This is a genomic window from Pleomorphomonas koreensis DSM 23070, from assembly GCF_000425185.1.
In the GTDB taxonomy this organism is placed as follows: Bacteria; Pseudomonadota; Alphaproteobacteria; order Rhizobiales; family Pleomorphomonadaceae; genus Pleomorphomonas; species Pleomorphomonas koreensis.
Genome location: NZ_AULH01000036.1, coordinates 1 through 12,478 on the forward strand (window position 1 = coordinate 1; position 12,478 = coordinate 12,478).

Here is a 12,478-nt window from a genome sequence, read left to right on the forward strand (position 1 = left end):
GCCAACGACAAGGTTCCCTTCGCCGAAAGCGACAAGACCGACGAGCCGCTGACGCTCTACGCCGCCAGCAAGAAGGCGATGGAGGCGATGGGCCACGCCTACGCCCATCTCTGGAAGATCCCCACCACCGCCTTCCGCTTCTTCACCGTCTACGGCCCGTGGGGCCGGCCGGACATGGCGCTGTTCAAGTTCGTCGAGGCCATCGAGACGGGCGCGCCGATCGACGTCTACGGCGAGGGCAACATGCAGCGCGACTTCACCTATGTCGGCGATCTCGTCGAGGCGATCGTCCGCCTGGTGCCGGTCGCTCCGGACGAGGGCAATCGCGTCACGGCCGACGGCGTGACGGACACGCTGTCCAAGCAAGGCCCATTCCGCATCGTCAACATCGGCGGCGGCCAGCCGGTCGGCCTCCTCGACTTCATCGCGGCGATCGAGGCGGCGCTCGGCAAGCCGGCCGTCCGCAACCTCCTGCCCATGCAGAAGGGCGACGTCCCCCGGACCTATGCCGCCCCAGACCTCCTCAGGGAACTCACCGGATACGTGCCGGACACCAACGTACCGACAGGGGTGAGGAACTTCGTCGAATGGTACAGGACCTACCGGCGGTGATCGGGGACGGCAGACCTCGCCCTCAGACCCGCTGGTAGATGTCCTCGATCCGTTCGATGTCGTCCTCGCCGAGATAGGCGCCCGACTGCACCTCGATCAGCTCCAGCGGGATCCTGCCGCGGTTGGAGAGGCGGTGGCGGGCGCCGAGCGGCACGTAGGCCGACTGATTGATGGTCAGGAGACGCGGCGGCTCGCCCTCGATCTCGATGGTCGCCGTGCCGTTGACCACCACCCAGTGCTCGGCCCGGTGCTGATGGCGCTGCAACGACAGCACGCCGCCGGGATCGACGACGATATGCTTGACCGCGAAGCGCGGGCCTGAAACCAGCGCCTCGATATAGCCCCAGGGCCGGTAGTCGCGGCGGTGCAGCGTCGCCTCGTCGCGGCCGCGCTCCTTCAGCGCGTCGACCAGCCCCTTGACGGCCTGCGCTTCGTCGCGCGGCACCACCATCACCGCATCAGGCGTCGCCACCACCATCAGCCCGTCGGCGCCGATCACCGTCGTCAGAATGCCCTGGCTGTGCACCAGGCAGTTGGTCGAGGCGAGCAGCACGCCGTCGCCGTGCACGGCATTGCCGTCGTCGTCGCGCTCGCTGACCTGCCAGATGGCGTCCCAGGCGCCGACGTCCGACCAGCGGAAGCGGCCCTTGACCACGGCGATCTCGCGCGTCTTCTCGATCACCGCATAGTCGATCGACGTCTTGCGGGCCGCCGAGAAGGCTTCGGGATCGAGACGGACGAAGCCGATGTCCTCGGACGCCTTGTCGACTGCCTCGGCGGCGGCGGCAACGATGTCGGGGGCGTACTTGCCGAATTCGCTCAGCATGTCCGCGGCCCGGAACAGGAAGTTGCCGGAGTTCCAGAGATAGCCCTTGCGAAGATAGTCGAGAGCCGTCTCGGCATCGGGCTTCTCGACGAAGGCATCGACCAGACAGAGGTCGTCGTCGTCGAGAGCCTCGCCGGGCCGGATGTAGCCGTAGGCGGTCTTTGGTTCGGTCGGCACCAGGCCGAACACCACGATCTTGCCGGTCTCGGCCGCCTTGAGGCCGAGCCGCACGGCGTCGCGAAACACCTCGTCGTCGAGCACCACGTGGTCGGCGGCCAGCGCCAGTACGGCGCTGCCCGGCCGCGTCTTCTCGACAAAGGCGGCGGCGGCGGCCACGGCGGCGGCGCTGTCGCGCCGGGCCGGCTCCAGCACCACCGTCGCGTTGACGCCGATGTCGGCTGCCTGACGACGGGCGAAGAAGCGGAAGGCGTCGGAGGTGATCACCACCGGATCATCGAACAGGGCGGGATCGGCGACCCGCCTCAGCGTCTGCTGGTAGGTGGACAGCTCGCCGGTCAGCGGCTGGAACTGCTTGGGGAAGGCATCGCGCGAGGCCGGCCACAGGCGGGTGCCGGAGCCGCCGGCCAGGATGACGGGAACGATCTTGGAGCCTTGGGGCATCGGGTCTCTGTCCATTCTCTCAGGCGGCGAAATGGCGGCGGAGGGCGGCGAGCATGTCGGCGAGCAGCGCGTCGGTGGCCTCGGCGCTGTCGGTCTCGACGTAGCAGCGCAGCTCCGGCGCATTGCCCGACTGGCGGAAGTGGACGATGTCGCCGCCGGACAGCACCAGGCGGATGCCGTCGGTGCGATCGACGGCGACGGGCGCGGCAAGGCGCGCGTCGAGCGCGGTGCGCGCCTCGCGCGAGCCGTCGATCTCGGCCAGCAGGCGGGCGCCGTCGGCCGGGGCGATCTTCTTGAGGCGATCGGCCTTCATGACGCGCGGCGGCAGCGCGCCGACCAGCGCCGACAGCGGCTTCTTCGCCTCGGCGGCGGCGACCAGCACGGTGACCAGCGGCAGGATGGCGTCGCGGGTCGGCAGGCGGGCGAGCCGGCCGCCGGAAAGCCCGATGTCGCTGCCGGTCAGGAAGCCGCCGTTGGCCTCGAAGCCGACCACCGGCGCCCGTTCGGCGGCGGCCATGCCGGCCACCACATAGGGCGAGCCGATGCGGGTGCGCACCACGGTTTCGAACCAGCCGGTCATCTCGATGGCCGATGTGGAGGAGATCGGCGTCACCACCGTGCGGGCGCCGAGCCGGCGGGCGGTGAGAATGCCGAGCACGTCGCCGTTGACCTGCCGGCCGCCCTCGTCGATCACCAGCGGGCGATCGCCGTCGCCGTCGGTGGAGACCACGGCGTCGAGCTGGTGGGCGGCAATCTCCGCCTTGGCGCGGGAAAGGTCGTCGGGATCGAGCGCCTCGGTGTCGACGGCGATGAAATGGTCGGAGCGGCGGAAGGGAAACACCTCGGCGCCGAGCCCTTCGAGAATGGTCAGCGTCAGATCGCGGCCGACCGCCGAGTGCAGGTCGAGGCCGATCCTCAGGCCCTTGAGCGGCTGGCCGGCGAAGGCGGTGACGTAGCGGGCGACGTAGGCCCCGGCGATCGCCGGGTCGATGGCCGGCAGGCCCTCGCCGCCGACCTCGAGACTCTCGGCCAGCAACTGCTCGGCGCGGCCGCGCACCGGCGCCTCGTCCTCCTTCAGGAATTCGCCGTCCGGACGGTAGAACTTGATGCCGTTGTAGTCCTCGGGAATGTGGCTGCCGGTGACCATGACGGCCGGCGAACTGCGGGCCAGCGCATAGGCGGCCAGCGCCGGCGTCGGCACGTTGCCGGCATAAACGGGCGTCCAGCCGGCGGCGGCGATGGCGGCGGCGGCATAGCCGGCGATCTCCGGGCTCGACGCCCGGAGGTCGGCGCCGAGGTAGACGGATCGCGACGGCGCGTCGGCGCAAATGACCTCCAGGAAGGCCCTGACATAGGCCGCCGAGGTGGATCCGGTGAAGTCGATGGCAGGGCCCCGAAGGCCCGACGTTCCGAAGCTGACGGACATGGCATCTCGCAATCAAGAGGGACGATGCGGGCGGAAGTCGTTGGAATGTAACAACAGGAATTGGAAAAACGCTGTTGATGTATGTAGTCCAGCGGACTCGCCGGTTCAATCCCCGGCGGCATCCGGCGGCCCGCTCAGCAGGCGGCACGCGGCATAAGCAGGTAGGCCGGCGCCCTGACATCGACGCCGGCGATGACGAGGCCGGCGGCGAACGCCGCCTCGATCTCCCCGCGCAGCCGCAGGCGTTCGGCGGCGGCCGCCGCCGGATCGGCGGCGAGCAGACCGGCAAAGTCGGCCGGCAGGGCGATGCGGCGGGCGGCGGCGGCCTCGTCGTCCCCCAGCATCGCCCTGCCGGCCCGGCAGCGGGCGAAGCGGTCGCCGTCGAGCCGCCAGTCGGCCAGGAGGCGATCGGAGGCGGTGCCGGCGTTGATGCCGCCCATGGCGCCGTAATAGTCGCGGTGATAGGTGCCGGCCGTCGCCCCGAGCCGGCCGATGTTGAGGGCGGCATTGGGCAGGCGCAGCGGATCGTAGGTCCAGCGCACGTGGGCGATGCCGCGTTCGAGGCACCAGCTGGCCTGGTAGAGCTTCAGCTTCAGCCCGAGCCCGAGGCCGCGCGCCTCGGCGCGCACGGCGAGGCGGTGCGAATGCTGCACGCCGGGCGTCGCCGTCGGAAAGGCGAAGACGTAGCCGACCAGCCGGCCGTCCAGGAAGGCGCCAGCCGCGAGGCCGCCCTCGGCCTGGATCACCATCATCAGATCGCCGGGGTCGATCTTGTCGTCCGGACCCCAGACGTCGCGTTGCAGCTCTTCGGCGGCGTGGAACTCGGCCATGCCCAGGAGGTCGCGGATGCAGAGGCCCGTCGCGTCACCGCTCATGCCGCAAAGCTCCGCACCGACAGCGTGACACCGTCGAGGACATCGCGGTCGAGATGGACGCCGATGCCCGGCCCCTCCGGCACCGGCATGCGGCCGTCCGTCGCCTCCAGCTTCTCGACGACGATATCGCGGTGGAAGTAGCGGCTGGCCGATGAGGTATCGCCGGGCTTGCGGAAATTGGGCAAGGTCGACAGGTGGATGTTGTGGGCGCGGCCGATGCCCGATTCCAGCATGCCGCCGCACCAGACCGGCACGTCGAAGGCGGCGGCGAGATCGTGGATGCGGATCGCCTCGGCGATGCCGCCGACACGGCCGACCTTGATGTTGATGACGCGCGTCGCGTCGGCGGTGAGCGCCCGCCGGGCGTGGCCGGCGCTGCGGATGCTCTCGTCGAGGCAGACCGGCGTCCTGAGCCGGCCTTGCAGCACGGCGTGGTCGGCGATGTCGTCGTGGGTGAGCGGCTGCTCGATGTAGTCGAGACGGAAATCGTCGAGCCGTCCGAGCACCGCCCAGTCGCTGAGGCGATAGGCGCTGTTGGCGTCGACGGAGAGATGGACATCGGGGAAGGCGGCGCGCACCGCTTCGAGCAGCGCGATGTCGTGGCCCGGCATGATCTTCAGCTTGATGCGCTTGTAGCCCTGCGCCACGTGCCGCTCGACCCGCTCCAGCGTGCCGTCGATCGGGCCGATGCCGAGCGATACGCCGACGTCGATCGCCTCGCCTGCCCCGCCGATCAGCCGGCCGAGCGGCAGATCGAGCCACTTGGCCCAGAGGTCCCAGAAGGCCATCTCGACGGTGGCGAGCGCCATGCGGTTGCCGCGCCACGGCGACAGCAGCCTTTCCACCGCCGCCGGATTGTCAAAGCGCCGGCCGATCATCGACGGCAGCACGGTTTCGCCGATGAGATCCATGGCGCCAGCCACCGTCTCCTCGAGGAAGTCGGGCAGCGGGTCCATCACCCCCTCGGCATAGCCTTCGAGCCCGTCGGCCGACAGCGTCACCAGCGGGAAGACGCGCTCGGTCATCGTGCCGGTCGATATGGTGAAGGGGTTGATCAGCGGCAGGCGGACGAGCCGCAATTCGGCGCGCTCGATCGGCGGGAAGGCACGGGTCATCGGCGGGACCTCCGGAAAAGCCGCCGGACGGTAGGCCGCCGCAACCGTCTTTGCAACCGCGCTTCTCAGGCGCCGGCCGGCAACCGGCAATGGCGGCGAAATAGACCGGCCGGCTGGTGCAGAAGCGATAGGTCGTGCTCATCGTCTGGGCCAGGGCGCCGGGCTGCCGGGAAATGTCGCCCGGCTCGATCAGCCCCAGGCCGGGCACCGTGGCGGAAACGTCCTCCGGCCGGCCGAAGCCCCAGGTAAAGCGCGCCCGCCTGTCCGGGAAGCCTGGGTGGCGGCGCGAATTGCGCACCATGATCGGGGTGGCGAAATCGGCCGGCAGATCGAGCGCGGCAGCCGCTTGCCGTCGTCGGGCGAGAGATAGGTCAGCACCCCTTCGGCCAGCACCAGAGCCGGCCGGTCCGGCGTCCAAGGCGGTGCGGCGAGCCAGCCTTCGGGGTCGGCGTCATCGACGGCGAAGCCGCGGACGTTGGCGCGCCGGGCGATTCCTCTCCCGCGCAGGCCAGTCACCTCGGCGAGTTCGACGTCGCTCCGGTCGACGCCCCGCGCCGGCAGGCCGATGCGGACGGGACGATCGTCGAGACCCGAGCCGATGCTGACGTCGGGGCCGCCGGGCTCCCGGCGACCAACGCCAGGACCGGAGGGCGGCCAACCTCATCTCTTTTCAGACAGGCAGCGGGCTATCGCCACAGCAGGGGCAGCAGATAGAGGAAGGCCATGTCATCATATTGTTTTTATTTGTTTTTCAAGACACCGTCAAAGTGTCGGAAATGTCCTGCTGCCCGCCCCCCGTCACCAACAGCAGCTTGTCTACGCAGTATCACTTAATTAACAACAATATGTTGCTATTGATTGGCGGGAGCGTTAGCGCTTGACCCCGGCCGTCGCCAGGACGGCCCGCAACGGACCTCCGACATGACCGAAATCTGCACCGACGACACGCTCGCGGGGAGCGCCGACCGCCGGCAGCCGTCCGCCGGCACCCCCGACTATCTCGCCAGCCTCCGGCTGCTCTCCCGTTTCATTGCCGGCTCCCGACTCCAGCTCGCCGGCGCCGTGCTGCTCGCCACCGTGGCCGTCGCCTGCGAACTGGCGCTGGTCGTCGCCATCTATCGCCTGGTGGTCGCGACGCTGGCCGGCGACATCGACCTGAGCCTGTTCGCCACCGCTGCCGGCCTGTCGCTCGTCGCCGTGCTCGCTGGCTACGCGCTGACCGGCCTTGCGATCGGACTGTCGCATGTCGTCGCCTTCGACGTGCTCTGCCGGATGCGCCTCGCGCTGGCCCGGCACCTCGCGACGCTGCCGCTCGGCTGGTTCGAGGGCCACCGCAGCGGCGACGCCAAGAAGCTGATCATCGACGAGCCGGAGAGCATGGAACTGATCTTCGCCCACGGCATTCCCGAGGGCGTGAGCGCCCTCGCCACCTGGCTCGCCGTCTCGGCCTGGTTGATCGTCGTCGACTGGCGCATGGCGCTGGCCACCGTGGCGCTGACGCCGATCTCGGCTCTCCTGATGTCGCTCGGCATGCGCAGCGGCAGCCGCCGCGCCGCCGACTACCAGCGGTCCGGCGCCCGCCTCAACGCCGCCGTCGTCGAGTTCCTGGCCGGCATGGCGGTGGTCAAGATCTTCAACCGCAGCGGCGACAGCTTCGCCGAGACCGCTCGCGCCGTCCGCGACTATGCCGCCGTGGAGACCGCCTGGGCGCGCGACTACCTGCCGCTCGGCGGCACCTTCTACGCGCTGGTGCTCGCCAACATCGTGGTCATCCTGCCGGCCGGCGCCTTCCTGATGGCGGCGGGCACGCTCAACCTCCCGACGCTGGTCCTGTTCGTCATCCTCGGCGCCAACTACAGCCAGCCCCTGATGAAGCTGTTCAACCAGTTCCACACGCTCGCCCACATCTCCATGGGCTCGACGCGGGTGGCCGAGGCGCTCGCCGAGCCGTCGCAGCCCGACAGCGGCCGGACCGTGGCGCTCGACAGCCACGACATCGCCTTCGAGAGGGTGTTCTTCGGTTACGGCGCCGCCGACGTGCTGACCGACATCAGCTTCACCGCCCGATCCGGCACGGTCACCGCCCTGGTCGGCCCGTCGGGCGCCGGCAAGAGCACGGTGGCCGGCCTCGTCGCCCGCTTCCGCGACCCGCGCACCGGCCGCGTCACGCTCGGCGGCGTTGACGTCCGCGACATCGCCCTCGATCAACTGATGGAGACGGTGGCCTTCGTCTTCCAGGACAGCTTCCTGTTCTCCGACACCGTCGCCGCCAACATCCGCTTCGGCAATCCCGCCGCCTCCGACGCCGAGGTGGCGGCAGCAGCGCGAGCGGCGCGCGCCCACGACTTCATCACGGCGCTGCCCGAAGGCTACGCCACCCGCCTCGGCGACAAGGGACAGCGGCTGTCCGGCGGCGAGCGCCAGCGCATCGCCATCGCCCGCGCCATCCTGAAGGACGCGCCGGTGATCGTGCTCGACGAAGCCACCGCCTTTGCCGACCCCGACAACGAGGCGGCGATCCAGGAGGCGATCGGCGCGCTCACCGCCGGCCGCACGCTGATCGTCGTCGCCCATCGCCTGCACACCATCATGGCCGCCGACCAGATCCTGGTGCTCGACGGCGGCCGCATCGCCGAACGCGGCCGCCACGACGACCTGGTGGCGAAAGACGGCCTCTACGCCCGCCTCTGGCACGACGACAACGAGGCGCGCGACGTCACGCTGCGCCCCGTCGCCCCCTCCCGTTCCGAACCCGAAGAGGTCCTGCCGTCATGACCGCCGTCGACCCGCTGGTTCCGGTTGGCGAAGCCGCCGGCGCCGACATCCACTCCGATCTCGCCAGCCTGCTGCGCGTCTGGCGCCTGGCCGGCCCGCTGCGCGGCAAGGTGGCGCGCGGCGTCGCCTTCCGCTTCCTGCAATCGATCTTTCTCGGCCTCGCCTTCGGCGGCGTCGTCTGGACGCTGACCGGCCTCGCCGGCGGCCGGACGATGGACTTCGGATGGGCCGCCGAACTGACCCTCCTGATGGTCGTCTCGCTCGCCGGCCAGTTGCTGTTCGGCTATCTCGCCGCCCGCGACAGCTGGCTCGCCAGCTTCGAACTGGCCGGCGATCTCCGCCTGTCGCTGCTCGACCACCTCCGGCGCCTGCCGATGGGCTTTCATCTGTCGCGTCACCGCGGCGACACGGTGACGGCGCTGACCTCCGACATGCAGATGCTGGAGAGCTTCCTCTCCGACGCGCTCGGCCGCATCGCCCAGGCCTTTGGCCTGCCGATCGTCGCCGTCGTCTTCTTCCTCGTCCGCGACTGGCCGCTCGGCCTCGCCCTCCTCGTCTCGATCGCGGCGGCGCTGCCGGTGTTCATGTGGTCGAGCCGGCGGCTCGCCCGCCTCGGCATCGTCCGCCAGGACCTGCAAGCGGCAGCCGGCGCCCGGATGATCGAATTCGTCCAGGGCATCGCCACCATTCGCGCCTTCAACCGCCTCGCCAAGGGCGAGGAAAGCTTCCGCGCCGCCCTCGAGGCCTTCCGCGCCCTCTCCATCCGCATGGTGGCCCACCTCTCCGTGCCGATGGCGCTGTTCGGCGCCGTGCTGATGACCGGCGTGCCGGTGGTTATGCTGACGGCCGGCCTCCGCTACCAGGCGGGCGCCATCGACATCGCCACCCTGCTCGCCGCGCTGGTGCTGGTGTTCGCCACTTATGCGCCGCTGCTCGCCCTCAGCCAGGTGATGGAGCTGGTCCGCATGGCCGACGCTTCGCTCACCCGTATGGACCGTATTCTCACCGCCCCGTCGCTGCCGGCGCCGGCCGCCCCGGCCAGGCCGGCCGGCTTCGACCTGCGCTTCGAGGCCGTCGATTTCGCCTATCGGCCGGGCCGGCCGGTGCTGTCGGGCGTCGATTTCGCGGTGCCCGAGCGCAGCATGACGGCGATCGTCGGTCCCTCGGGCTCGGGCAAGAGCACCATCCTCAACCTGATCGCCCGCTTCTGGGACGTCGACGCCGGTGCCGTCCGCATCGGCGGCACCGATCTGCGCCAGCTCGACGAGGAGCGGCTCGCCGCGCTGATCACCGTGGTGTTCCAGGACGTCTACCTGTTCGCCGGCAGTCTCTACGACAACATCGCCTTTGGCCGGGCCGGCGCCTCTCGCACCGACGTGGAGGCGGCCGCCCGCGCCGCCCAGGCGCACGACTTCATCATGGCGCTGCCGGACGGTTACCACACGCGCGTCGGCGAGGGCGGCGCCACGCTGTCCGGCGGCGAGCGTCAGCGCGTATCGATCGCCCGCGCCATCCTGAAGGATGCGCCGATCGTGCTGCTCGACGAGGCGACGGCGGCCATCGACCCCAGCAACGAGCTGGCCATCCGCAAGGCGCTGTCCCGCCTCGTCGCCGGGAAGACGCTGGTGTCGGTCGCCCACAAGCTGTCGACCATCCGCGCCGCCGACCAGATCCTGGTGCTCGACGGCGGCCGCATCGTCGAGCGCGGCGACCACGCGGCGCTGCTCGCGCGCGGCGGCCTCTACCGTCGCCTCTGGGACAGCCGCAGCCGCGCCGCCGGCTGGCGCATCGCATGATGCTTGACGGCGACGGCCGATTGCCCGAACCAATGTCTCCGCCCGAGATTGCCGGAGAGAAGTTCATGTCGGTCCAGGATCCCGTCCGCCGCGCCGCCGGCCGGCCGGCCCGCGTCACGCGTCAGGCGATCGCCGAGGCCGCCCTGCGGCTCGGTCCCGACCGGGCGACGCTGACGGCGATCGGCCGGGCGCTCGGCGTCGACCATTCCACGCTCTACCGGCATGTGAAGAACCGAGACGACCTGATGCGGGCCGCCGTCGACCGGGCGCTCGACGGCATCTCCTGGCAACGCGGCGCGGCAGAGGACTGGCGGGCCTATCTCGTTCGCGTCTCGGAAACCGTCTGGGACGTCTACGAGCGCCATCCGGGCGTCGCCGAGACCATCCGGATGCTGGCGGCGACGCCCTCCTCGGTGATCCGCGCCTTTGCCAGGATCTGCGACGACCTCCGCGACGCCGGCTTCTCCAGCGTCGACGCCATGCTGATCGTCGACAGCATCATGGACATGACCAACGATTCCGCCGTCGGCTGGCACCGCCTCGCCGGCGCCTCGGCCAGCGGCACGACGGTGGCCGAGGCCATGCGCCGCTCCTGGGAGGCCGAGTTCGCTGCGGATGACGGTCGCGAGCCGGTCGCCGCGCTGATGGCCGGGGTGATCGCCGGCGAGCCGCGCCTGTGGTGGCGGCGCAAGCTCGACCTGCTGCTCGACGGCGCCGCCGGCCTCTGGCCGCACGGGCGATAAGTCAGCCGGCCAGCAGCAATTCGGCGTCTTGGCAGCCGGTCGGCCGGAACGGCTGCCGGCGGCTGGGGCCGAGGCCAAGGGCGGCGAGATCGGCGTCGAGCCGGAGGAGATCGGCGCCGGAGAGCAGCAGCGGATGCACGGTGGTGCGCGTCTCGAAGGCGACGCCGCTCCGGACGATCTCGGAGAGGCTTTGCCGTGCCCGCTCGCCGCTCCCCGGCACGCCGGTGATCCTCTCATAGTCGGAAAACGGCGCCTTGACGTCGAAGCCGACCCAGTCGACCAGCGGCAGCAGCCGCCCGAGCCGTTCGGGATAGGGGCCGGCGGTGTGGAGGCCGACGCGGAAGCCGAGTGCCCTGACGGCGGCGGCCGCCGCCGGCAGCGCGCGCTGCAAGGTCGGCTCGCCGCCCGAGAACACCACGCCGTCGAGAAGGCCGCGCCGCCGTTCGAGCAGACCCAGCACGCTGCCCCAGTCCGGCCCGGCGCCTTGGCCGGGCGGGATCAGGTCGGCGTTGTGGCAATAGCGGCAGGCGAGCGGGCAGCCCTGGCAGAACACGGTGGCCACGAGTTCGCCCGGCCAGTCGCAGGTGGACAGCGGCGTGAAGCCGCCGACCGCGAGGTCAGCGCCGGCCATCGAGGTCGCGGCGCGCCGCCTCCCGGAAATAGGTGCGCTCGGCGAACTCGCTCTTCTTGCCCTTGTTGAAGGACGACACCGGGCGGTGATAGCCCATCACCCGCGTCCAGACCTCGCAGCGCTGGCGCTCGTCGTCGGTGAGCGGCAGGGCGGCATCGGCTTCGAGGGTGGTCAGAGGCTTGTTCATCATTCTCTCCTTCGCGTGAGGGGTCATTCGGCGGCGGCGCGCTTCTCGGCCAGCCGTTCGGCGTCGCAGATCGGACAGAACTCGTGCTCGCCGGCGATGTAGCCGTGCTTGGGGCAGATCGAGAAGGTCGGGGTCACCGTGATGTAGGGCAGGCGGAAGTTTTCGAGCGCCCGCCGCACCAGCTTCTTGCAGGCGTCGCCGGACGAGACCTTTTCGCCCATGTAGAGATGCAGCACCGTGCCGCCGGTGTAGCGGGTCTGGAGCGGCTCCTGGCGGGCCAGCGCCTCGAAGGCGTCGTCGGTGAAGCCGACGGGGAGCTGGCTCGAATTGGTATAGTAGGGCGCCTCCGGCGTGCCGGCTTGCAGGATGTCCGGGAAGCGCTTCCTGTCCTCGCGGGCGAAGCGGTAGGTCGTGCCCTCGGCCGGCGTCGCTTCGAGATTGTAGAGGTGGCCGGTCTCCTCCTGGAAGGCGACGATGCGCGCCCGCACATGGTCGAGCAGACGGACGGCGAAGGCTTCGCCCCATTCGGTGGTGATGTCCTCGGCGTCGCCGGTGAAGTTGCGGATCATCTCGTTGACGCCGTTGAGGCCGAGCGTCGAGAAGTGGTTGCGGAGCGTGCCGAGGTAGCGCCTGGTGTAGGGGAACAGGCCCTGGTCCATCAGCCGCTCGATCACCTTGCGCTTGATTTCGAGGCTGGTGCGGCCGATGGCGAGCAGTTCGTCGAGCCGGACGAGGAGGCCGGCCTCGTCGCCCTTGTGGAGATGGCCGAGGCGGGCGCAGTTCACCGTGACGACGCCGACCGACCCCGTCTGCTCGGCCGAGCCGAACAGGCCGTTGCCGCGCTTGAGCAATTCCCGGAGATCGAGCTGAA

At 70.3% G+C, this 12,478-nt stretch carries 12 protein-coding genes; 4 read left to right on the top strand and 8 right to left on the bottom strand.

Going from position 1 to position 12,478, the window contains the following annotated elements; genetic code table 11:
• Nucleotides 1-612, top strand: a 612-nt coding sequence (locus H512_RS0119340; protein ID WP_026784818.1) for an NAD-dependent epimerase/dehydratase family protein, incomplete at its 5' end; no start/stop codon positions are given.
• Nucleotides 613-634: 22 nt separating this feature from the next.
• Here H512_RS0119340 and H512_RS0119345 read toward each other — a convergent pair.
• The 5 genes from H512_RS0119345 to H512_RS27935 form a co-directional block, all read right to left on the bottom strand.
• Nucleotides 635-2,059 (bottom strand): mannose-1-phosphate guanylyltransferase/mannose-6-phosphate isomerase, encoded by a 1,425-nt coding sequence (locus H512_RS0119345; protein ID WP_036792891.1) that lies wholly within the window; start codon nucleotides 2,057-2,059, stop codon nucleotides 635-637.
• 19 nt (nucleotides 2,060-2,078) lie between these two features.
• Nucleotides 2,079-3,485, bottom strand: coding sequence for a phosphohexomutase domain-containing protein (locus tag H512_RS0119350; RefSeq protein ID WP_026784820.1), 1,407 nt, complete (start codon nucleotides 3,483-3,485; stop codon nucleotides 2,079-2,081).
• A gap of 134 nt (nucleotides 3,486-3,619) precedes the next feature.
• On the bottom strand, nucleotides 3,620-4,360 hold the full coding sequence (locus tag H512_RS0119355) for a GNAT family N-acetyltransferase (RefSeq protein WP_026784821.1): 741 nt from the start codon (nucleotides 4,358-4,360) through the stop codon (nucleotides 3,620-3,622).
• Complete coding sequence (menC, locus tag H512_RS0119360) at nucleotides 4,357-5,475, bottom strand: o-succinylbenzoate synthase (RefSeq protein ID WP_026784822.1); 1,119 nt, start codon at nucleotides 5,473-5,475, stop codon at nucleotides 4,357-4,359. Before menC ends, H512_RS0119355 begins: the two co-directional genes overlap by 4 nt.
• Before the next feature lie 189 nt (nucleotides 5,476-5,664).
• Nucleotides 5,665-6,075, bottom strand: a complete 411-nt coding sequence (locus H512_RS27935; protein ID WP_084798634.1) for a class I SAM-dependent methyltransferase — start codon at nucleotides 6,073-6,075, stop codon at nucleotides 5,665-5,667.
• A 321-nt stretch (nucleotides 6,076-6,396) separates the two neighbouring features.
• Here H512_RS27935 and H512_RS25080 point away from each other — a divergent pair, with 321 nt between their 5' ends.
• The 3 genes from H512_RS25080 to H512_RS0119375 all read left to right on the top strand — a co-directional run bounded on the left by H512_RS25080 (nucleotide 6,397) and on the right by H512_RS0119375 (nucleotide 10,789).
• Entirely contained in the window at nucleotides 6,397-8,250 is a 1,854-nt protein-coding gene (locus H512_RS25080; protein ID WP_084798635.1) for an ABC transporter ATP-binding protein, read from the top strand.
• Nucleotides 8,247-10,046, top strand: a complete 1,800-nt coding sequence (locus tag H512_RS0119370; protein ID WP_053240077.1) for an ABC transporter ATP-binding protein — start codon at nucleotides 8,247-8,249, stop codon at nucleotides 10,044-10,046. Before H512_RS25080 ends, H512_RS0119370 begins: the two co-directional genes overlap by 4 nt.
• 65 nt (nucleotides 10,047-10,111) lie before the next feature.
• The gene (locus H512_RS0119375; RefSeq protein WP_026784824.1) at nucleotides 10,112-10,789 is read left to right on the top strand and encodes a TetR/AcrR family transcriptional regulator; all 678 of its coding nucleotides are present in this window, start codon (nucleotides 10,112-10,114) and stop codon (nucleotides 10,787-10,789) included.
• A 1-nt stretch (nucleotide 10,790) separates the two neighbouring features.
• Here H512_RS0119375 and H512_RS0119380 read toward each other — a convergent pair whose 3' ends face one another.
• The 3 genes from H512_RS0119380 to nrdD (H512_RS0119390) all read right to left on the bottom strand — a co-directional run.
• Nucleotides 10,791-11,420 (bottom strand): anaerobic ribonucleoside-triphosphate reductase activating protein, encoded by a 630-nt coding sequence (locus H512_RS0119380; RefSeq protein ID WP_026784825.1) that lies wholly within the window; start codon nucleotides 11,418-11,420, stop codon nucleotides 10,791-10,793.
• Entirely contained in the window at nucleotides 11,407-11,610 is a 204-nt protein-coding gene (gene nrdD / locus H512_RS27790; protein ID WP_281170373.1) for an anaerobic ribonucleoside-triphosphate reductase, read from the bottom strand. Before nrdD (H512_RS27790) ends, H512_RS0119380 begins: the two co-directional genes overlap by 14 nt.
• 20 nt (nucleotides 11,611-11,630) lie before the next feature.
• The coding region (gene nrdD / locus H512_RS0119390; protein WP_026784827.1) for an anaerobic ribonucleoside-triphosphate reductase at nucleotides 11,631-12,478 on the bottom strand (848 nt) is incomplete at its 5' end.